This is a genomic window from Alysiella sp. (assembly GCF_030525755.1).
Lineage (GTDB): Bacteria > Pseudomonadota > Gammaproteobacteria > Burkholderiales > Neisseriaceae > Simonsiella.
In genome coordinates this window covers 69,411-89,480 of sequence record NZ_JAUNEC010000001.1, presented here as the reverse complement: position 1 = coordinate 89,480, position 20,070 = coordinate 69,411, and the positions used below count along the sequence as shown (strand labels likewise).

Below are 20,070 nucleotides of genomic sequence, written 5' to 3'. Positions count from 1 at the left end.
GTGGGATTGGTGGTACGTGATATGCACTCTACACCCACTCAATAATATGGCATTAATCAGAGAAATATCATGGCAAGAAAAAAGAAAAATGATGATGGTGTTGTAGGCGGTATTTTGCTCATCGTATTAATAGTAGCAATTATCGCCACACCAATTTTATTGGCATGGGGTTATTTTTCCGCAAAAGAAAAATTAGATAGTGCTGATGAAAATGATTTTTGGCTTAATGAAGCTGAACAAGATGAATTTGTTCAGTTACTCAAAAAGCAACAGCATTTTCAAAAAAATATCCATTCAGCACATCAGCTTGCACAGCAACATCAAGTTAAAACCAATAAAGACGGTAGTTACTCACAACGTAGCAACGTGGGCAAACAAGTGGTTGCAACATTAGGCCAATATGAGCCTTTGCTATTTCAAACAAATCATGAACTTGAAAAACTGGTTACTTTGCCACAACAACGCTGGGAAAAAGTGAATGCTGCTGCAAAAAATTTCTCTGCCTGTAAATGGGGTGGCATCGCTTGGATAGGTTCATTTATCATATTGAGTATATGGGCATATCTGCAACCCAGTACCTCAAGCCAAGAAGCAAGCATATCTGGTAGCCTGTTTTCGGGTGCTTTTGGTGCCGCCATTTTTTCAGGTGTTGTATATGGCATAACTTATTGGTTAAATAAAGGCATTACCGAGTTCATTTCTTATCCCCCTAAAGTTACCATACAAAATTACCAAAACAATAATATCTAAAAACATTGTCAGGTAGACTGGAAATTTAAAAAATGCAATATCAATCGTACAGAATGATATTGCGTTTTTATTTGACTAAATAATCAATATTGTTTCAACTATCCTATAATTAAAGCTATATTTTCAGGCTATACCAAACGAACTTAAAAAATACCACAAATCCACATAAAATAAAAAAATAACCTGTCAATACAATCTCCAATCTTGCCTTAATCCTTTAATCCAGCTCCAAACTTGTTCAATAGGATTAAGGTCAGGATTATTCAATTGGTCGGATTGAAAATACATTCAGAATTATTTGGTTGATGATGTATTATTCAGGCAGCTGAAAAATCAAAAACACAGAACAAAATCATCATTTGTTCTGTGCTTTTTTTAATTCAATTGATTACAAAACCGCCAAAGCTGCTTCATAATTCGGCTCTTGTTTGATTTCAGGAACCAGCTCACTGTGCAAAACGCGATTGTTTTCGTCCAAGACAATCACCGCGCGCGCCGTTAAACCCGCCAATGCGCCCGAAACCATCGCCACGCCCACTTGTTGCGCGAAATCACGGTTACGGAATGCGGAAACAGTTTTCACATTGTCCAAACCTTCCGCGCCACAAAAACGCGCTTGGGCAAACGGCAAATCGCCCGAAATGCACAACACCACCGTGTTGTCCAATTGGCTGGCTTTTTCATTGAACACACGCACCGAAGTCGCGCAAATGCCTGTGTCAATGCTGGGGAAAATGTTCAAAATCTTGCGTTTGCCCGCAAAATCCGCCAATTTTACATCAGCCAAATCATTGCCCACCAACACAAAATCCGCGACCGTGTCGCCTGTTTGTGGGAATTGTCCTGCTAATTCTACAGCGTTACCGCCAAGTGTAATGTGTGCCATAAAATTCCTCAATATCAAGGTTGTGAAAAATACCGTTTAATATAGCCAAATTTAGGGTATTTGAAAAGTTTTCAGGCAGCCTGTAAACTTGAATTTGGTACACATTACCCCATTTGTTTTTTTATTCTCTTTTCTTTTAAGGTCAACATCATGAATCCAAACACAACACAGTCAAACAACGAAACCGATTTAGATTGGGATAATTTGGAACAGGCTTTGGCTCAATTTGAGGGTATTATGGTAGAAAACGGTGTAGATACTGCCACAGAAGACGATGATTGCGTGGGCGGTGCATGCAAAATCTGATGCTTGATTTTGATTTTGGCTTATTCCAAGCTGCCTGAGACCCACCTCACTTTAATTTCCAGCATACAAAATCATTTTCAGGCAGCCTTTTGATTGATTAAACCAATTTTTCTCCACAAAATAGCCAGTTCTCCATGAAAAGGCTATAATCTCGCGCTAGAAAAATAACACTGCTTCTGCCATGAACACGCCCTTACTTGATAACATCAATAGTCCACAAGACCTGCGCCAAATTCCGAGAAACCAACTGCCCCAACTCGCCAGCGAATTGCGCGAATTTTTGTTGGACAGCGTTTCCAAATCAGGCGGACACTTTGCCAGCAATTTGGGCGTGATTGAATTGACCATCGCCTTGCACCACGTTTATAACACCCCCGAAGACCATTTGGTTTGGGACGTGGGACACCAATCCTATCCCCACAAAATTTTGACAGGGCGCAAAAACCGCATGGACACCATACGCCAATACGGTGGCTTGGCAGGCTTTCCCAAACGCAGCGAAAGCGAATACGATGATTTTGGCGTGGGGCATTCGTCCACGTCCATTGGCGCGGCTTTGGGCATGGCGGTGGCAGACAAACTTTCAGGCAGCCCTGCACGCAGCGTGGCAATCATTGGCGATGGCGCAATGACGGCAGGTCAAGCCTTTGAAGCCTTAAATTGCGCTGGTGATATGGACGTGAATTTATTGGTGATTTTGAACGACAATGAAATGTCCATTTCGCCCAATGTGGGGGCTTTGCCCAAATATTTGGCGCGAAACGTGATGCGCGATTGGCACGGCGTGTTGCACGAATTGAAACAGCAATCCAATAAAGTGTTGGACAAGCTGCCTGCGCCTGTCAAAGAACCCGTTAAAGAAATCGCCGAAAAAGCCGAACACAAATTCAAAGCCATCGCCAGCGAAAGTGAACACATCAAACAATCGTTGTCGCTGTTTGAAAATTTTGGTTTTGAATACACGGGCGCGATTGATGGACACAATCTGCCCCAACTGATTGATGTATTAAAAGATTTACGCCAACGCAAAGGTCCTCAACTGCTGCACATCATCACAAAAAAAGGTCAGGGCTACAAATTGGCGGAAAACGACCCCGTGAAATACCACGCCATTGGCAAAACCCCTGTTTCAGGCAGCCTGAAAGACGAAACCGCCAAACCCAAACCCACCTACACCCAAATTTTCGGACAATGGCTGTGCGACCAAGCCGCCGCCGATGAACGGCTCATCGCCATCACACCTGCCATGCGCGAAGGCAGTGGCTTGGTGGAATTTGAACAACAATTTCCCACACGCTATTTTGACGTGGGCATTGCCGAGCAACACGCGGTTACTTTTGCCGCAGGCTTGGCGTGTCGCGGTGCCAAACCTGTGGTGGCGATTTACTCCACCTTTTTGCAACGCGGCTACGACCAGCTTTTGCACGATGTGGCATTGCAAAATTTGCCCGTGATGTTTGCCATAGACCGCGCAGGCATTGTGGGCGCAGATGGTCCCACCCACGCAGGGGCATACGATTTAAGCTTTTTGCGTTGCGTACCCAATATGGTCATTGCCACGCCCAGCGATGAAAATGAATGTCGCCTTTTATTATCAACGTGTTACCAGCTCAATCAACCGAGTGCGGTGCGTTATCCGCGCGGTTCGGGTTGCGGAGCGGCGGTTTCAGGCAGCCTGAACACAGTGGAAGTGGGCAAAGGCATTGTCCGCAAACAAGGCGAAAAAATCGCCATCATCGCCTTTGGCAGCATGGTACAGCCGAGCTTGGCGGTGGCAGAACAATTAAACGCCAGCGTTGCCGATATGCGTTTTGTGAAACCTTTAGACGTTGATTTGATTGTGAAATTGGCAAAATCGCACGATTACATCGTTTGCGTGGAAGAAAACGCCCAAATGGGCGGTGCAGGCAGCGCGGTTTTGGAAGTTTTGGCGCAACACGGCTGCCTGAAACCGACTTTACTGTGCGGCATTCCCGACATCGTTACCGAGCATGGCGATGCCAATGTGATTTTGGACAATTTGGATTTGAGTGCAGACAAATTATTGCAACGTATTGAGAACCTGTATTCATCACAATCTTAATTGCAACTTTCTATCGCCCAATCACGCACCTACTACGTTGAATCTTCATGCTAATAGAACCACCAACAACATGAAATCTACCTTGTATTCGCATGATTTTGCAATAAAAATACATCTATCAATCTTATGAATACAGGTTCTGAAAATTTTGTGAAATGAGTTTTCACGCTGCCTGAAAATCATCGTTTATCACACCAACACAAGAGAAAAAATCATGCTGCTGTTTATTGATAATTACGACAGTTTTACCTACAACATTGTGCAATTTTTAGGACAGTTGGGCGAAGATGTGCGTGTTTTCCCTAATGATGGCATCACATTGGCAGAAATTGAGACCTTAAAACCACAATATATTGTAATTGGTCCAGGTCCTTGTTCGCCCAAAGAAGCGGGTATTTCGGTGGCTGCCATGCGTCATTTCGCAGGTAAAATCCCAATTTTGGGTATTTGTTTGGGGCATCAAACCATAGGTGAAGCGTTTGGTGGCAAAGTGGTACGTGCTCAAACATTGATGCACGGCAAAATCTCACCTGTGTTGCACAAACATATCGGCGTGTTCCGCAATCTACCTAATCCTGTGATTTGTACGCGCTATCACAGCTTGGCGATTGAACGCAACCATTTACCTGAACATCTTGTGATAACAGCATGGACAGAAGATGGCGAAATCATGGGTGTGCGACACCGAGATTATCCAATTGAGGGCGTTCAATTTCACCCTGAAGGTTTGCTGACCGAACACGGCTTGGATATGCTCCAAAATTTTTTGGACGAATACCGTCATTTTTCTGTTTAAATACTTAAACAAGGCTGCCTGAACGTTTCAGGCAGCCTCACTTAATTTCACATTATGTCCATCAAAACTTTTTTACAACGCCAAAACATTGAATTCTCATTCCAACGTTATGGCATAGATGCACTCAATTACATGGCATTGGGCTTGTTTGCTTCCTTAATCATCGGTTTGATTTTAAAAAATTTGGGCGCATGGCTGCAACTGACATGGTTAATGGAAACAGGTACACAAGCCCAAGCTGCTATGGGTGCCGCGATTGGCGTTGGCGTAGCTTATGCTTTGAAATCCCCTCCTTTGGTTATGCTCACTGCGACAGCAACAGGTTTAGCAGGTGCATCTTTGGGTGGTGCAGTAGGCGCATTTGCAGCAGCCCTCATCGGCAGTGAAATGGGCAAATTGGTCAGCAAAACCACGCCTGTGGATATCATGGTTACACCTGCTGTGAGTCTCATAACGGGTATAAGCGCAGCCCAATTTGTCAGTCCTTTTTTAGCGCAAATCATGCAAGAAATCGGTAACTTCATCACATGGTCGGTGGATTTACAACCGTTTATCATGAGCATTGTACTTGCCATATTAATGGGCATGATATTAACCTTGCCAATTTCCAGTGCTGCCATTGCCATTGCTTTGGACTTAAATGGCTTGGCAGCAGGCGCAACAACCATAGGTTGTTGTTGTCAAATGGTGGGTTTTGCAGTAATGAGTTTTAAAGAAAACCGTTGGGGTGGTTTAATCAGTCAAGGCTTGGGAACAAGTATGTTGCAAATGCCCAATATCATGAAAAATCCCCAAATTTGCTTACCACCTATTATCAGCAGCGCACTCATCGCACCAATTGCCACACTGATTTTCCAAATGAAAAATGTCCCTACAGGCGCAGGCATGGGGACAAGTGGACTGATTGGTCAAATCGGCACATTAGAAGCCATGGGTTACAACACACAAACCTATTTTGCCATTGCCCTATTGCATTTTTTTCTGCCTGCGCTGCTTACTTGGCTCATCGCAACCATTTTTCGCCACAAAGGTTGGATACGCGCTGGCGATTTAAAACTGGAAACCGAATAAAAAACAGAATCCTACATTAGGGACTATTGGCAATTCAAAAAAGCAAAGATTTAACATGTTGTTTCCACACAAAAACCTTTAAACCTTTGCTTTTTTTGAATTGTTATTAGCTCCTAGTACAACACAGCATTATTTAGCATTATTTAAATTTGAAATGACGATACCACATGTTCATTTTAATTGAAGAATAGTGCTTAATTGTAAAACAAATCCAGTTAAATATGAAAAATCAATCACTATAATGAAAATTTTAAAGAGCCACTTCCTCAGTTAAACTGGAAAATGGCTCTTCTATATTAATCAAGAAAAATTAATGCTTATGTGCAGCACGAAGATGCTCTAATGCTTTTAATTCAGCAATCGCAGCTGCCAATGCAGCCTGCGCTTTGGCTTGTGAATGATCATCAGAAGCATTTTTTAGTGCTTCATATGCAGCCTGCTTAGCCTTTTCAGCACGTTCTGCGTCCATCTCTGAACTGCGAATAACGATATCAGCTAAAACTGTTACCTTATCAGGTTGAACCTCTAACACACCACCTGATACAGCAACCAACTCTTCTTCCATTGTACTTGATTTGGTTAATCTCAATACACCAGGACGAACCAAGCTCATAATCGGCTCATGTCTCGGATAAATACCCAGTTCACCATTTACCGTTGGCACCACAATGAAACTTGCTTCGCCAGAATAAATACTGTTCTCGTTACTTACCACTTCAACTTGCATGATGCTCATGCCAGCCTCCTTATTAGCCTAATGTTTTCGCTTTCTCAACAGCTTCTTCAATACCGCCTACCATGTAGAATGCTTGTTCAGGCAGGTGGTCGTATTCGCCAGAGAGAATGGCTTTAAAGCCAGCAATCGTATCGCGCAATGCCACATATTTACCAGGCGAACCTGTAAACACTTCCGCTACATGGAAAGGCTGCGACAAGAAACGTTGGATTTTACGCGCACGCATAACGGTCAATTTGTCTTCATCAGACAACTCGTCCATACCCAAAATGGCGATGATGTCGCGCAACTCTTTGTATTTTTGCAAAGTAGATTGAACGCCACGCGCCACATCGTAATGCTCTTGACCCAAAACCATGGGGTCCAATTGACGTGAAGTGGAATCCAATGGGTCTACCGCAGGATAAATACCCAAAGAAGCAATATCTCGGCTCAATACAACCGTTGCATCCAAATGCGCGAATGTGGTTGCAGGAGAAGGGTCAGTCAAGTCGTCCGCAGGAACGTAAACTGCCTGAATGGACGTAATCGAACCTGTTTGCGTAGAAGTAATGCGCTCTTGCAAACGACCCATTTCTTCCGCCAACGTAGGTTGATAACCCACCGCAGAAGGCATACGACCCAACAAAGCAGACACTTCTGTACCTGCCAAAGTGTAGCGATAAATGTTATCCACAAAGAACAACACATCGCGACCTTTGCCATTTTCGTCTTTTTCATCACGGAAATGTTCAGCCATAGACAAACCTGTCAAAGCAACACGCAAACGGTTGCCTGGTGGTTCATTCATCTGACCGTAAACCATTGCCACTTTGTCCAACACGTTGGAATCTTTCATCTCGTGGTAGAAGTCATTACCTTCACGAGTACGCTCGCCCACACCCGCAAATACGGACAAACCACTGTGTGCTTTGGCGATGTTGTTAATCAATTCCATCATGTTTACGGTTTTGCCCACACCTGCACCACCGAACAGACCCACTTTACCACCTTTTGCAAATGGGCAAAGTAAATCAATCACTTTGATGCCTGTTTCCAGCAATTCGGTTGTGCTGGACAATTCATCAAATTTAGGTGCTGGCTGATGAATCGCACGGAATTGGTCGGCACCAATATCGCCTGCTTCATCAACGGGATTACCCAATACGTCCATAATGCGACCCAGCGTAGCCTTACCCACAGGCACAGTAATTGGCGCACCTGTATTATTGACCGCTAAGCCACGTTTCAAACCATCGGTACTGCCCATCGCAATGGTACGCACCACGCCATCGCCCAATTGTTGTTGCACTTCCAAAGTCAGTTCAACATCAACCAGTTTCAATGCATCGTAAACGCGTGGAATCGCATCGCGTGGAAATTCCACATCAACGACTGCACCAATGATTTGTACGATTTTGCCTTGGCTCATTATCGTATCCTAATCTTTATTCAGACAGTTTCAGGCTGCCTTAAACGGCTGCTGCCCCTGCCACAATTTCTGACAATTCTGTGGTAATTGCTGCTTGACGTGATTTGTTGTACACCAAACGCAATTCTTTAATGGCATTGCCCGCATTATCGGTTGCTGCTTTCATTGCAACCATACGCGCAGCCTGTTCTGATGCCATATTGTCGCACAATGCTTGATAAACCACAGATTCCAAATAACGGCGAACCAAATATTCCAATACCACTTGTGGGCTTGGCTCGTAACGATAGTCCCAATTAAACTTACTGTCTGATTCCACTTTTTCATTCAAAATGTGCTGACCAATCGGCAACAACACTTCTGAACGTGTTTCCTGTTTCATGGTATTGATGAAACCAGAGTAGATTAAATGAATGGTATCCAATTCGCCATTTTCATAACGCTTAAAAAACTCGTTCAAAGGGCCAAGCAAAACTTCCATTTTTGGGGTATCGCCCAAGTTGGTTGAACTTGCTACCACATTCAAACCCACGCGTTGGCAAGCTGCCAAGCCTTTGCTGCCCAAACACACCACTTCTGTTTCAATTCCTTGCTGTTGGTAATCTTGTACTTGGGCAAAGAATTTTTTCAACAGATTGGCATTCAAGCCACCACATAAACCTTTGTCGGTGGTAATCAGAACGAAACCCACACGCTTGATTTCGCTGCGGCTTTCCAACATTTTCAAACCATGGTATTCATTGGTTTGGGCAAGTTGGTTCATCACCAATCTGACTTTTTCGGCATAAGGTCTTGCCAAACGCATGCGTTCTTGAGTCTTGCGCATTTTAGAGGTTGATACCATTTGCATCGCTTTGGTGATTTTTTGCGTATTTTGTACGCTGCGAATCTTGGTAAGAATCTCTTTTCCAACTGCCATGTTTCAGACTCCTTCTGTAAAAATCACTCGGGGATTAAGCCGCGTATTTGTTAGAAGTCTTAAACACTTTCATGGCTTCTGTCAGTGTTTTCTCTTGTTCATCAGACAATGCACCTGCTGCATTTACTGCATCAAGCAAATCACTGTGTTGCGAACGCACATACGCCAAGAAATCAGCCTCAAAAGCCAAAGCTTTTGATACAGGCACATCAGAATATGAACCGTTATTGATTGCCCATAAAGTCAATGCCATTTCAGCCGTATTTAAGGTATTGAATTGTTTTTGTTTCATCAATTCAGTAACCACTTCGCCGTGCTGCAATTGTTTGCGTGTTGCATCGTCCAAATCGGAAGCAAATTGTGAGAACGCTGCCAATTCACGGTATTGTGCCAATGCCAAACGAATGCCGCCACCCAATTTTTTGATGACTTTGGTTTGAGCTGCACCACCCACGCGAGATACCGAAATACCTGCATTGATTGCGGGGCGAATACCTGAATTGAACAAATCGGTTTCCAAGAAAATTTGACCGTCAGTAATGGAAATCACGTTAGTGGGTACGAATGCAGATACGTCGCCAGCTTGTGTTTCAATAATGGGTAAGGCAGTCAAAGAACCTGTTTTGCCTTTTACTTCGCCATTGGTCAATTTTTCCACTTCATCGGCATTGATACGCGCAGCGCGTTCCAACAAGCGAGAGTGCAAGTAGAATACATCACCAGGGTAAGCTTCACGACCTGGTGGGCGGCGCAACAGCAAAGAAATTTGACGATAAGCTACTGCTTGTTTGGACAAGTCATCGTAAACAATCAGCGCATCTTCGCCAATATCGCGGAAGTATTCGCCCATGGTGCAGCCTGCATAAGGTGCAATAAATTGCAATGCTGCCGCTTCAGATGCAGTTGCTGCTACCACGATGGTGTGCGCCATTGCACCGTGTTCTTCCAATTTGCGAACCACGTTGGCAATGGAAGAAGCTTTTTGACCCACAGCCACATAAATACAAACAACGCCTGTGCCTTTTTGATTGACAATCGCGTCCAAAGCAACCGCCGTTTTACCAGTTTGACGGTCGCCAATAATCAATTCACGCTGACCGCGTCCAACTGGAACCATTGAATCAATTGCTTTAATGCCAGTTTGCATAGGCTGGTCAACGGATTGACGTGCAATCACGCCCGGCGCAATTTTTTCAATAGGTGCTGTTTTGCTGGTATTGATTGGACCTTTACCATCAATGGGCTGACCCAAAGCATTCACAACACGACCAACCAATTCACGACCAATCGGTACTTCCAAAATACGACCTGTACATTTCACTTCATCGCCTTCTTTGATGTGTTCATACTCACCGAGTACAACTGCACCAACTGAATCGCGTTCTAAGTTCATTGCCAAGCCAAAAGTGTTGTTTGGAAATTCCAACATCTCACCTTGCATTACATCTGACAAGCCATGCACCCGAACAATACCGTCTGTTACAGAAATCACCGTACCACGCGTACGGATTTCGTGTTTGGTATTCAAGTTCTCAATTTTGGCTTTCAGCAAATCACTGATTTCAGCAGGATTAAGCTGCATGAAAACTCTCCTAATTTGTCAAAGTCGTGTACAAAGACTGTAATTTAGCCTGTACCGACAAATCCAATACTTGGTCGCCTACTTCTACCTTAATACCACCAATCAAATTGGGGTCATGTTTAAATGTAGCTTGTAAACGCGTATTAAAATGTTGTTCTAAATCACTGATGATTTTTGCTCTTTGACCTTCACTAGCCACCTCAAAAGCAGTGTAAATCACGGCTTCTTTAGTATTGCTGCCAGCCAATGCCAAACTTTGGTACTGAGCATGGATTTCAGGCAAAACAGCCAATCGTTTTTCTTGCGCAACCACATACACAAAGTTTTTGAATGCTTTGTCTTTGGTGGGTTTACTATTTCCCAGCAAATTCAACAATTCATCTGCTTGTTCTGTAATTGTTTTATCAGCTTGACTGATTAACTCCACCACTTTGGGTTGTTGCATCAGCCAAGCCAGTTCTGCAAGACCACTCAACCAATTTTGCACTTGCTCTTTTTCAGTTGCAAGCTCAAATAAGGCTTTTGCATAGGGACGGGCAACAGTTGCGAACTCAATCATAAGCTTACAGCTCCTGTTTTAAGGCACTCAACATTTTGGCATGTTGCTTTTCATCTACTTCACGACGCAAAATAGATTCAGCACCTTTAACTGCCAACGTTGCAACTTGCTCACGCAAGGCTTCACGGGCACGGTTGATTTCTTGCTCCAAATCCGCTTTAGCTTGCGCTGCAATACGCGCTGCTTCTGTTACAGCTTGGTTTTTAGCCTCTTCTACAATTTGGCCGGCACGTTTTTCAGCATTACCCACCATTTCAGCAACCTGTGAGCGCCCTTCTACCAAGAGTTCTGCAACTTTCTTTTCAGCCTGCTCAAAATCGCTCTTACCTCGTTCAGCAGCAGCCAAACCTTCAGCAATTTTATCGGCGCGCTCATCGAGTGCTTTCGCAATTGGTGGCCATACATATTTCATTGTAAACCAAACCAATCCAAAAAAAACAATGATTTGCGCAATCAAGGTTGCATTAATATTCACTTTATTAACCTTTGTGTTTGTATTTAACTCAAACAGCTACGTTTCAGGCAGCCCGAAACGGTTCTGACGGACTATTAGCCAGCTGTAAATGGGTTAACAAAAGCAAACAGCAAGGCAATCGCAACACCAATCAAGAAAGCAGCATCAATCAAGCCAGCAATCAAGAACAATTTAGTTTGCAAAGGTCCAATCAATTCAGGCTGACGCGCAGAAGATTCCAAATATTTAGAACCAACCATAGCAATACCAATAGACGCACCCAATGCACCCAATGCAACAATCAAACCACAAGCGATTGCCACTAAACCATAATAATCCATAATTAAACTCCTAAAAAAATTAAAGGTAAAAGAAAAGTACTGCGTTTAAAAAACCACATCAATGTGCATCATGCGCTTGACCAATATAAACAAAAGCCAATGCCATAAAAATAAAAGCCTGTAAGACAATAACCAAAATATGAAAAATTGCCCATGCCAAACCAGCTATAATATGAATCAAAAATAAGAATGGATCCATCAAACTTACGCCACCAGAAGCTGCCCACGCACCACCCAATAAAGCAATAAGCATGAACACCAACTCACCTGCATACATATTACCAAACAATCGCATACCATGCGAAACTGTTTTAGACAAAAACTCGATAATATTCATCAAAAAATTGGCTGGCATTAATAAAGGATTACTGCCAAATGGCGCAGAGAACATTTCATGCATCCACCCACCAAAACCTTTAATTTTGATATTGTAAAAAATACAAGTAAATAACACGCCAATTGCCAACGCCAAAGTAGTATTTAAATCCGCAGTAGGAACAACACGCAATAAAGCATGATGCTCACCTGTCATTCCTTGCCAAGTAACAGGCAATAAGTCAACAGGTAAAAAATCCATCGCGTTCATCAAAATAATCCAAACAAACAAAGTCAAACCCAAAGGTGCAATGACTTTACGCGATTCAGCATTATGAATGATGCTTTTACACATATCATCAACAAATTCAAATAGAATTTCAACAGCTGCCTGAAAACGACCTGGCACACCAGCAGTTGCTGTTTTTGCACCACGATACAACAAAAAGCTACCCAAAATTCCCAATACAATTGCGAAAAATACCGAATCCAGATTGATAAATGAAAAGTCGGCAATATTGCGCAAACCTTGCCCTTCTGTTACATCCGACAAACTGGTTAAACTTTGTAAATGATGCTTGATGTAATCGGCTGCTGTGATGTTTTCACTTGCCATAACGATGAACTCTCAAAAATAATAAAAAGACAAAATGACTGACACTCAATAAACCAACAAAAAAAGGGATAAATCTCATGTCTTGATAAAAGAGAAAAAACATAATCATCAAAAACAACGCCAGTCCTATTTTTAAACTCTCTGCTAACAAAAAACCGACACCAGCCCAAGCAGGTCGCTTTTTCAAAAAGTTTAAAAAAAATACCGCCAAGAAAGTTGGCAAACTATAACATAATCCACCCAATAAAAGTGAAATGAACGTTTGTTTACCTGCAATAAACCAAGCCAACGCAGACAAAATTGTAATTGTAATAAATTGCAATTTGATTATCGCAAACAAAATTCTAACCGCCTTCTAACTGCCCTAGCACTTATTCTAAGCTGTACAAATATAATCAAAGAGATGATTGCCGTCAAGTGAAACAGTTAAATTTTGTGAGTTTTCAGGTCACATTTTTGCACTTGTATCAATTATGTTAAAATTCGCAACTTTGAATTTATCTTAAATAAAGCTGGAGAATCATTATGGCTGGTCATAGCAAATGGGCAAACATTCAACACAAGAAAGCCCGTGTTGATGCACAACGTGGTAGAATTTTTACCAAATTAATCAAAGAAATTACTGTTGCAGCCAAACTGGGAGGCGGCGACCCAGCCTCCAATCCCCGTTTACGTTTAGCAATGGACAAAGCTTGGGATGCCAATATGCCCAAAGACAATGTACAACGGGCGATTGATAAAGGAACTGGCAATCTTGAAGGTGTTGAATATATTGAGTTACGCTACGAAGGCTATGGTATTGGTGGTGCCGCTCTCATGGTGGATTGCATGACCGACAACAAAACTCGTACCGTTGCTGATGTTCGCCATGCTTTTACCAAAAATGGTGGCAATTTAGGTACAGACGGTTGTGTGGCATTTAATTTTATTCATCAAGGTTATTTGGTCTTCACCAATGCGGATGAAGATGCCTTAATTGAAGCAGCTCTAGAAGCAGGTGCAAGCGATGTCATCACTGATGAAGACGGTATTATTGAAGTGATTACCGAACCGACCGATTGGGCAAGCATTAAAGCTACTTTAGAGCAAACAGGATTCAAATCTGACGATGGCGATGTAACGATGCGTGCACAAAATACCATTGTTTTAACAGGTGATGATGCCATTAAAATGCAAAAATTGCTTGATGCTTTGGAAGATTTAGACGATGTACAAAATGTCTATACTTCTGCCATTTTGGCTACATAATAATTCTTTTCAGGCAGCCTGAAAAACAAAAATGGCAACTTTAAAGTTGCCATTTTTTCAATTTTTATGTTGCTTCAACAGCGTTCTGTATGGCAAAAAATGCCGCCACACCTGCTTCAATCTGCCCCATACTTGCCGACTGCGCTTCATGATACGCTTCTTCTAAAGCATAAGTAAAACCTATAGCATCTGCACCACCATGACTTTTAATGACCACGCCACGCAAGCCCAAGAAAATGGCACCATTAAACCGCCTCGGGTCAAAACGGTTTTTAAAACCGCGTAAGGCAGGTAAAGCCCCCAATCCACCCAACTTGGTAAAGATGTTGCGATTAAATTCTTGTTTGATTTCACCACCCATGAATTTGACTGCACCTTCAATGGTTTTTAAAACAATATTGCCCACAAAACCATCTGCAACTACCACATCCACCTTACCTACAAACACATCATTGCCTTCCACATTGCCCACAAAATTCAAACCACTGTTTTTCAGCAACTGAAAAGTAGCTTTGACTGCTTCTGTACCTTTAATTTCTTCACTGCCGATATTCAATAAACCCACGCGAGCAGGTTTATTTTCAGGGTTTAACGCATCAGACAACTGACTACCTAATACCGCAAATTGACACAATTGCTCTGCGGTACAATCAGCATTCGCCCCCAAATCCAACATCAACACACGACGACCATTTTCGGCAGGTAAAAATTTGGCAATAGCAGGGCGTTCAATACCTGGCAAAGTTTTCAACACAAAACGCGCCGTTGCCATCAACGCCCCTGTATTACCTGCAGATACTGCCGCCTGTGCACGACCATTTTTGACTTCTTCAATCGCCAAACGCATAGAAGAACGCTTTTTGTTTTTCAACGCCACCTGTGGGGCTTCATCCATACCTACTACTTCATCAGTATGAATGATTTCAATACGCTCCATTGGGGCTTGTGCTTGCAATAATGCTGCTTTTACTGCCACTTCATCGCCCACCATAATTAAACGCACGTTGGGTTGCTGTTGCAAAAAAGCAACAGCAGCAGGTGCAGTCACAGGCAATCCAATATCGCCTCCCATTCCATCTACGGAAATTGTTATCATGGTTGTTCCTCGCCAAATGATTTACAAGCTGCCTGAAACAGCCAAACCGTGTTTTTATTCTATTGCACTCAAATTGTTTAGGCTGCCTGAAACATTTTCAGACAGCCCAATTAAAACTTTTCATCACGAACCTGCTGCACGACGATTGTGCGCATCAATATCCATTGCATCCCAAGGATAGTTAATCCACCAATCTTCAATTTCCAAACCGCAGAAATAAGCAATGTTCTCAGGCAGCTTACCCACTTTTTCTTTAATTTTATTGTGAATCACAGCCACACCAATGTGCGCAAAACCATCATTTTTCAATTCACGCAACACAAATTCCATTGTGGTTCGGCTGTCGTCCACTTCATCAACCACCAAAATGTTCTTACCCACCAAATTATCTGGAATAGGGTCAAGCCATTGAATTTTTTGCACCGTATCAGCCGTTTTGCCTTCGGTTTCATTTAAATAATAAGCTGTTGTAACCGCATAAATGGGTACATCTAAAAAAGTACGCAACATGCGTGCAGGGATAAATCCACCACCACCAATTGCAATCATGGCATCGTATTGCACCCCTGCTGCCTGAATCTGGGTCGCAACTTTTTTAACAACACGATGAATATCATCATAACTGTACCAAACTTTATGCATTTTTCTACACTCCAACATACAAGCCAAGTAGCACCAAATGCTACCACCTGTGAAACCGATGTACGAAAAAAGCCAGACGAGATGCTTTTACTGGCATTCGCTGGCTTTTCTCATCTTAAAAATTATTCACCTTTGGCTTTAACCACTTTACGACCGCGATACATGCCATTTGGTGAAATGTGGTGTGGACGATGAACTTCACCTGTTGTGGTATTCACAGACAAAGCAGGGGCAGTTAAAGCATCGTGTGAACGGTGCATACCACGGCGAGAAGGGGATTTTTTGTTTTGTTGAACAGCCATTTCAAGCTCCTAAAAATAAAAATGAAATTTAACCTTTTTTTAAACCCGACAAAACTGCAAAAGGATTGGGCTTGCCTTGATTAACCTTATCTAAATGCGCATCATCGCAATCATTATGCTTGGGCGAAATTGGTAAAGCCATCAGTATTTGATCTTCCACCAAAGTTAGCATGTCCAATTCTTCATCAAGCAACATACCCTCCAAGCTTTCGTCTGAAACCATCGCATTATCCAATGTTTCCTCATCAGAAAATAGCACAATGCGTACATTTTCATTTAACTGAAAATCTGTGGGCAACAGACAGCGTTGACAATGCAGCTTCAGGTCGCCTGAAACAGACAAATCCAAAAATGGACGTTGTAAAACATCAATACCACCTGTAATTTGGTATGCGATTTTGCGATTTGTTTCTGCCATTTCAGGCACACAAACACGCTCGTCTAATTCCTGTAAAGCCACTTCGCCTTGTAAAATGGCTTTATCTGCCGCAAAAGTCAGCGGGTTAATCAATATTCGGTTTAACATAAACGGAGCATCATATAATTTTCTTGCTTTATCGTCAATATTTTCATGTAAAAATACAAAATATCGGCTGCTTGAAATCATCTGCTTTAATTTAAACATCAACACAATCAATTTACAGATTAAACTTATAATCACTGCATGAAATCCAAATTCAAGTATTGAATTAAATTTAGTTTATAAACAATAAATTACTTTAATCTTATACAACCCTCTTCATTCAAACACACCAATCCACATACAATACACATCTTTACAAATAACAAACCCAATTCCTCATGAGTTTACCCTTAATTCTCGCTTCTGGTTCTGTTTTCAGGCAGCAACAATTACACCGACTGGGCATACCTTTTACGGCTGCCATTCCCAATTTTGATGAAACACCTTTAAACAACGAAACCGCTGCCGATACTGCAGCACGTTTGGCTGAAGGCAAAGCTCGTTCATTGGCATCAACTTATCCGCAACATCTAATCATCGGTGCAGACCAAGTGGCTTTTTGTCGTGGAGAACAACTGGGTAAACCAATGAATGTTGCCCATGCACAACATATGTTGCACCAATTATCGGGACAAAAAATTGAGTTTTACAGTGCAATTTGTTTGCTTAATACTGTTTCAGGCAGCCTAAAAACACACACCGACCACACCACAGTCAAAATGCGTGTTTTAAACGACACACAAATTACCCATTATTTACAACGCGAACCCGATGCGATTTATTGTGCAGGCGCAGCAAAAAGTGAAGGCTTGGGTGCAGTTTTGTTGGAACGCATCGACAGCACCGACCCCAATGCCTTAATTGGATTACCCATTTTCAAATTGATTGATTTTTTATACGAAGAAAATTTTATCATTTTATAAAAAATAGTCATAGAAGTGAAAATGCAATACAAGGCGACCATGCCCATCGTGTACAAATCATACATTAAGAGCATGATCAACACAGTAGTGCTTTTACAATGCGGCAACCATACATCTCGGTCGCCTTACAGTATATGACAAAAATCTTTGAAACCACCTGAAACCAATCCCCTCTCCTACTGATAAGAGAGGAAGTAAAATTGGTGGTAATATCAAAAATTGTCGTTTACTGCAAGGCAGAAGGCAGCCTGAAAACACTTTCAAACCCACCAACCATTTTCCAAATACAAAATGAGCATACTGTACTTAATCCCCACCCCACTTGGCACAGCCGACACCCCTTGTCTGTTACCACACGAACAAAAACAAATCATCAGTTTAAATGATTTTGTGGTTGAAGCTGAAAAAACCGCGCGCGCCCATTTGAAACATTTGGGTGTTACTACACCCATACGCGAACTCCATTTACAAACCCTAAACGAACACACACCCACCAGTAAGCTGCCTGAATTATTGCAACCTTTACGCGAAGGACGCTCACTCGGTTTATTGAGTGAAGCAGGTTGTCCAGCGGTTGCCGACCCTGGTGCCAATTTGGTGGCATTGGCACATCAAGAAGGTTTTGAAGTACGCCCCTTAATTGGACCTTCCAGCATTTTATTGGCATTAATGGCTTCAGGTGCAAACGGACAATGTTTTGCATTCAAAGGCTATATTCCTGCCGACAAAACCGAACGTTTAAGCTGCCTGAAAGACTTGGAACAGCGTTCACGCCAAGCTGATGAAACTCAAATTTTCATTGAAACACCGTATCGCAATGATGCTTTACTTGCTGATGCGCTTACGGTATTACACCCCGAAACCCGTTTATGTGTAGCGTGTGATTTGACTTTACCTACACAAACCATCATCAGCCAAAAAGTCGCTCAATGGCGCAAAATACCACAACTACCCGACTTAAAAAAACGTCCGACTTTATTCGTTGTGTATGCTACCTGAACAACAAAACATTGACTATTGACTGATGATATCCACGCACTTAAAATTGCAACTTCTTCATTATCTGATGCCATTTCAGGCAATTTTTTCCATTTAAACCAAGCTCATTACTTATTTTTAGGCAGCCTGATATACGTTGCTGCCTGATTTTCAGTTGTTGTCATTCCACTTTAAAACATTTCAAAAGAACCATGCACGTTTCAGAACTTCAAACCCAACATATTACTGCCCTACTTGCCCAAGCCGAACAAATTGGCATTGAAAATGCCAATCGCTTGCGAAAACAAGACCTTGTTTTTACCATTGTCCGCGAAATGATGAAAAGTGGACAAGAATTCATCTGTTCTGGCACATTAGAAATTTTGCCCGATGGCTACGGCTTTTTACGCAGTGCTGCCACATCTTACTTGGCTTGCCCCGATGACATTTATGTATCGCCACACCAAATCCGCCGTTTCAATTTACACACAGGCGACACCATTGAAGGCACGGTACGCGTTCCCAAAAACGATGAAAAATACTTCGCACTGGTGCGTTTGGACAGCGTCAATGGCGACCACCCCGAAGTCTGTCGCCATAAAGTGTTGTTTGAAAACTTAACCCCCCTATTTCCAACCAAACAACTCAAATTAGAACAAGACATTGTTGCCGAAGAAAACATCACAGGGCGCATTATCGACCTAATTTCGCCCATTGGTTTGGGGCAACGCGCTTTGTTGGTTGCGCCCCCTAAATCGGGTAAAACCGTGATGTTGCAAAACATCGCCCACGCGATTACAGCCAATAATCCCGATGTGGAATTGATTGTTTTATTGATTGACGAACGCCCCGAAGAAGTTACCGAAATGACCCGCAGTGTGCGCGGCGAAGTAGTAGCGTCCACTTTTGACGAACCCGCACAACGCCATGTTCAAGTGGCTGAAATGGTAATAGAAAAAGCCAAACGCATGGTGGAACACAAAAAAGATGTCGTGATTTTGCTGGACAGCATCACACGCCTTGCGCGTGCCTACAACACGGTTGTGCCAACTTCGGGCAAAGTGCTGACGGGCGGTGTGGATGCAAACGCATTACACAGACCCAAACGTTTCTTTGGTGCAGCGCGTAACACCGAAGAAGGCGGCTCACTCACGATTATCGCCACTGCGCTGGTGGACACAGGCAGCCGCATGGACGATGTGATTTTTGAAGAATTTAAAGGCACGGGCAATATGGAGCTGAATTTGGAACGCCGCTTGGCTGAAAAGCGCGTATTCCCCGCCATCAACATCAATAAATCAGGCACACGCCGCGAAGAATTGCTCGTACCACAAGAACAGTTGCAAAGAATGTGGGCGTTACGCCGCGTCATTCACCCAATGGACGACATGGAAGCCGCCGAATTTTTGTTAAGCAAAGTCAAACAAACCAAAAACAATCATGATTTCTTTGATTTAATGCGTGGTGGTTCACCCAGTAAATCCAGCAATACCAGCACAACCCAAACACCCAAAACACGTAAACCACGCACCAGTAGCAAAACACCATCTGGTCAATCCTAAAACACGCCCCAACTTTCAGGCAGCCTGCCTG

General features: G+C 42.8%; 23 protein-coding genes. 9 read left to right on the top strand and 14 right to left on the bottom strand.

Annotated features, from left to right (window positions below):
* Window positions 1-69 precede the first annotated feature (69 nt).
* Entirely contained in the window at window positions 70-750 is a 681-nt protein-coding gene (locus Q4B82_RS00440; RefSeq protein ID WP_303064449.1) for a hypothetical protein, read from the top strand.
* 388 nt (window positions 751-1,138) lie between these two features.
* Here Q4B82_RS00440 and tpx read toward each other — a convergent pair whose 3' ends face one another.
* Window positions 1,139-1,636 (bottom strand): thiol peroxidase, encoded by a 498-nt coding sequence (tpx, locus tag Q4B82_RS00435; RefSeq protein ID WP_303064448.1) that lies wholly within the window; start codon window positions 1,634-1,636, stop codon window positions 1,139-1,141.
* A gap of 150 nt (window positions 1,637-1,786) precedes the next feature.
* On the opposite strand from tpx, the gene Q4B82_RS00430 reads away from it, so the two are divergent.
* From Q4B82_RS00430 to Q4B82_RS00415, 4 genes are all read left to right on the top strand, one after another.
* Window positions 1,787-1,942, top strand: a complete 156-nt coding sequence (locus Q4B82_RS00430) for a hypothetical protein (protein WP_303064447.1) — start codon at window positions 1,787-1,789, stop codon at window positions 1,940-1,942.
* 181 nt (window positions 1,943-2,123) lie between these two features.
* Window positions 2,124-4,025 (top strand): 1-deoxy-D-xylulose-5-phosphate synthase, encoded by a 1,902-nt coding sequence (gene dxs / locus Q4B82_RS00425; RefSeq protein ID WP_303064446.1) that lies wholly within the window; start codon window positions 2,124-2,126, stop codon window positions 4,023-4,025.
* Window positions 4,026-4,239: 214 nt separating this feature from the next.
* Complete coding sequence (locus Q4B82_RS00420) at window positions 4,240-4,821, top strand: aminodeoxychorismate/anthranilate synthase component II (RefSeq protein WP_303064445.1); 582 nt, start codon at window positions 4,240-4,242, stop codon at window positions 4,819-4,821.
* A 54-nt stretch (window positions 4,822-4,875) separates the two neighbouring features.
* Window positions 4,876-5,892, top strand: a complete 1,017-nt coding sequence (locus Q4B82_RS00415; RefSeq protein WP_303064444.1) for a PTS transporter subunit IIC — start codon at window positions 4,876-4,878, stop codon at window positions 5,890-5,892.
* A 310-nt stretch (window positions 5,893-6,202) separates the two neighbouring features.
* Here Q4B82_RS00415 and Q4B82_RS00410 read toward each other — a convergent pair whose 3' ends face one another.
* The 9 genes from Q4B82_RS00410 to Q4B82_RS00370 form a co-directional block, all read right to left on the bottom strand.
* Window positions 6,203-6,628 (bottom strand): F0F1 ATP synthase subunit epsilon, encoded by a 426-nt coding sequence (locus Q4B82_RS00410; RefSeq protein WP_303064443.1) that lies wholly within the window; start codon window positions 6,626-6,628, stop codon window positions 6,203-6,205.
* Window positions 6,629-6,641: 13 nt separating this feature from the next.
* Window positions 6,642-8,039: a F0F1 ATP synthase subunit beta gene (gene atpD, locus Q4B82_RS00405; protein ID WP_303064442.1), complete on the bottom strand. Its 1,398-nt coding sequence runs from the start codon at window positions 8,037-8,039 to the stop codon at window positions 6,642-6,644.
* Between the two features lie 40 nt (window positions 8,040-8,079).
* The gene (gene atpG / locus Q4B82_RS00400) at window positions 8,080-8,958 is read right to left on the bottom strand and encodes a F0F1 ATP synthase subunit gamma (RefSeq protein ID WP_097113522.1); all 879 of its coding nucleotides are present in this window, start codon (window positions 8,956-8,958) and stop codon (window positions 8,080-8,082) included.
* Window positions 8,959-8,992: 34 nt separating this feature from the next.
* A complete protein-coding gene (atpA, locus tag Q4B82_RS00395; protein WP_303064441.1) occupies window positions 8,993-10,540 on the bottom strand; it encodes a F0F1 ATP synthase subunit alpha in 1,548 nt (515 codons plus the stop codon).
* 10 nt (window positions 10,541-10,550) lie between these two features.
* Window positions 10,551-11,099 carry a F0F1 ATP synthase subunit delta gene (locus Q4B82_RS00390; RefSeq protein WP_303064440.1) on the bottom strand — a complete coding sequence of 183 codons (549 nt, stop codon included), beginning with the start codon at window positions 11,097-11,099 and terminating at the stop codon, window positions 10,551-10,553.
* A 4-nt stretch (window positions 11,100-11,103) separates the two neighbouring features.
* Window positions 11,104-11,574 (bottom strand): F0F1 ATP synthase subunit B, encoded by a 471-nt coding sequence (locus tag Q4B82_RS00385; protein ID WP_303064439.1) that lies wholly within the window; start codon window positions 11,572-11,574, stop codon window positions 11,104-11,106.
* Between the two features lie 74 nt (window positions 11,575-11,648).
* Window positions 11,649-11,894: a F0F1 ATP synthase subunit C gene (gene atpE, locus Q4B82_RS00380; protein WP_303064438.1), complete on the bottom strand. Its 246-nt coding sequence runs from the start codon at window positions 11,892-11,894 to the stop codon at window positions 11,649-11,651.
* Window positions 11,895-11,952: 58 nt separating this feature from the next.
* Window positions 11,953-12,825: a F0F1 ATP synthase subunit A gene (gene atpB / locus Q4B82_RS00375; protein ID WP_303064437.1), complete on the bottom strand. Its 873-nt coding sequence runs from the start codon at window positions 12,823-12,825 to the stop codon at window positions 11,953-11,955.
* A complete protein-coding gene (locus Q4B82_RS00370; protein ID WP_303064436.1) occupies window positions 12,815-13,123 on the bottom strand; it encodes an ATP synthase subunit I in 309 nt (102 codons plus the stop codon). The genes atpB and Q4B82_RS00370 overlap by 11 nt, the downstream gene beginning before the upstream one ends.
* A 227-nt stretch (window positions 13,124-13,350) precedes the next feature.
* On the opposite strand from Q4B82_RS00370, the gene Q4B82_RS00365 reads away from it, so the two are divergent.
* Window positions 13,351-14,073, top strand: coding sequence for a YebC/PmpR family DNA-binding transcriptional regulator (locus Q4B82_RS00365; RefSeq protein WP_303064435.1), 723 nt, complete (start codon window positions 13,351-13,353; stop codon window positions 14,071-14,073).
* Between the two features lie 64 nt (window positions 14,074-14,137).
* On the opposite strand, the gene plsX is transcribed toward Q4B82_RS00365, so the two are convergent.
* The 4 genes from plsX to Q4B82_RS00345 all read right to left on the bottom strand — a co-directional run bounded on the left by plsX (window position 14,138) and on the right by Q4B82_RS00345 (window position 16,639).
* Complete coding sequence (gene plsX, locus Q4B82_RS00360) at window positions 14,138-15,169, bottom strand: phosphate acyltransferase PlsX (RefSeq protein ID WP_303064434.1); 1,032 nt, start codon at window positions 15,167-15,169, stop codon at window positions 14,138-14,140.
* A gap of 123 nt (window positions 15,170-15,292) precedes the next feature.
* Complete coding sequence (locus tag Q4B82_RS00355) at window positions 15,293-15,811, bottom strand: phosphoribosyltransferase (RefSeq protein WP_303064433.1); 519 nt, start codon at window positions 15,809-15,811, stop codon at window positions 15,293-15,295.
* 122 nt (window positions 15,812-15,933) lie between these two features.
* Window positions 15,934-16,113, bottom strand: coding sequence for a 50S ribosomal protein L32 (gene rpmF, locus Q4B82_RS00350; RefSeq protein ID WP_303064432.1), 180 nt, complete (start codon window positions 16,111-16,113; stop codon window positions 15,934-15,936).
* Window positions 16,114-16,141: 28 nt separating this feature from the next.
* The gene (locus Q4B82_RS00345; RefSeq protein ID WP_303064431.1) at window positions 16,142-16,639 is read right to left on the bottom strand and encodes a DUF177 domain-containing protein; all 498 of its coding nucleotides are present in this window, start codon (window positions 16,637-16,639) and stop codon (window positions 16,142-16,144) included.
* 275 nt (window positions 16,640-16,914) lie between these two features.
* Between Q4B82_RS00345 and Q4B82_RS00340 the strand changes: the two genes are divergently transcribed.
* The 3 genes from Q4B82_RS00340 (at window position 16,915) to rho (ending at window position 20,039) form a co-directional block, all read left to right on the top strand.
* A complete protein-coding gene (locus Q4B82_RS00340) occupies window positions 16,915-17,499 on the top strand; it encodes a nucleoside triphosphate pyrophosphatase (RefSeq protein ID WP_303064430.1) in 585 nt (194 codons plus the stop codon).
* 291 nt (window positions 17,500-17,790) lie between these two features.
* Window positions 17,791-18,498 carry an SAM-dependent methyltransferase gene (locus Q4B82_RS00335; protein ID WP_303064429.1) on the top strand — a complete coding sequence of 236 codons (708 nt, stop codon included), beginning with the start codon at window positions 17,791-17,793 and terminating at the stop codon, window positions 18,496-18,498.
* A 191-nt stretch (window positions 18,499-18,689) separates the two neighbouring features.
* Complete coding sequence (gene rho, locus Q4B82_RS00330; RefSeq protein WP_303064428.1) at window positions 18,690-20,039, top strand: transcription termination factor Rho; 1,350 nt, start codon at window positions 18,690-18,692, stop codon at window positions 20,037-20,039.
* Window positions 20,040-20,070: the final 31 nt, after the last annotated feature.

Excerpts from the sequence above, each read along its gene's own strand:
- atpG (WP_097113522.1), bottom strand. The coding sequence starts at position 8,958 with ATGGCAGTTGGAAAAGAGATTCTTACCAAGATTCGCAGCGTACAAAAT.
- rpmF (WP_303064432.1), bottom strand. The coding sequence starts at position 16,113 with ATGGCTGTTCAACAAAACAAAAAATCCCCTTCTCGCCGTGGTATGCAC.
- plsX (WP_303064434.1), bottom strand. The coding sequence starts at position 15,169 with ATGATAACAATTTCCGTAGATGGAATGGGAGGCGATATTGGATTGCCT.
- Q4B82_RS00420 (WP_303064445.1), top strand. The coding sequence starts at position 4,240 with ATGCTGCTGTTTATTGATAATTACGACAGTTTTACCTACAACATTGTG.
- Q4B82_RS00390 (WP_303064440.1), bottom strand. The coding sequence starts at position 11,099 with ATGATTGAGTTCGCAACTGTTGCCCGTCCCTATGCAAAAGCCTTATTT.
- atpA (WP_303064441.1), bottom strand. The coding sequence starts at position 10,540 with ATGCAGCTTAATCCTGCTGAAATCAGTGATTTGCTGAAAGCCAAAATT.
- Q4B82_RS00355 (WP_303064433.1), bottom strand. The coding sequence starts at position 15,811 with ATGCATAAAGTTTGGTACAGTTATGATGATATTCATCGTGTTGTTAAA.
- atpE (WP_303064438.1), bottom strand. The coding sequence starts at position 11,894 with ATGGATTATTATGGTTTAGTGGCAATCGCTTGTGGTTTGATTGTTGCA.
- Q4B82_RS00430 (WP_303064447.1), top strand. The coding sequence starts at position 1,787 with ATGAATCCAAACACAACACAGTCAAACAACGAAACCGATTTAGATTGG.
- Q4B82_RS00340 (WP_303064430.1), top strand. The coding sequence starts at position 16,915 with ATGAGTTTACCCTTAATTCTCGCTTCTGGTTCTGTTTTCAGGCAGCAA.
- dxs (WP_303064446.1), top strand. The coding sequence starts at position 2,124 with ATGAACACGCCCTTACTTGATAACATCAATAGTCCACAAGACCTGCGC.
- Q4B82_RS00440 (WP_303064449.1), top strand. The coding sequence starts at position 70 with ATGGCAAGAAAAAAGAAAAATGATGATGGTGTTGTAGGCGGTATTTTG.
- Q4B82_RS00415 (WP_303064444.1), top strand. The coding sequence starts at position 4,876 with ATGTCCATCAAAACTTTTTTACAACGCCAAAACATTGAATTCTCATTC.
- Q4B82_RS00365 (WP_303064435.1), top strand. The coding sequence starts at position 13,351 with ATGGCTGGTCATAGCAAATGGGCAAACATTCAACACAAGAAAGCCCGT.
- rho (WP_303064428.1), top strand. The coding sequence starts at position 18,690 with ATGCACGTTTCAGAACTTCAAACCCAACATATTACTGCCCTACTTGCC.
- Q4B82_RS00335 (WP_303064429.1), top strand. The coding sequence starts at position 17,791 with ATGAGCATACTGTACTTAATCCCCACCCCACTTGGCACAGCCGACACC.
- tpx (WP_303064448.1), bottom strand. The coding sequence starts at position 1,636 with ATGGCACACATTACACTTGGCGGTAACGCTGTAGAATTAGCAGGACAA.
- Q4B82_RS00410 (WP_303064443.1), bottom strand. The coding sequence starts at position 6,628 with ATGAGCATCATGCAAGTTGAAGTGGTAAGTAACGAGAACAGTATTTAT.
- atpB (WP_303064437.1), bottom strand. The coding sequence starts at position 12,825 with ATGGCAAGTGAAAACATCACAGCAGCCGATTACATCAAGCATCATTTA.
- Q4B82_RS00345 (WP_303064431.1), bottom strand. The coding sequence starts at position 16,639 with ATGTTAAACCGAATATTGATTAACCCGCTGACTTTTGCGGCAGATAAA.
- atpD (WP_303064442.1), bottom strand. The coding sequence starts at position 8,039 with ATGAGCCAAGGCAAAATCGTACAAATCATTGGTGCAGTCGTTGATGTG.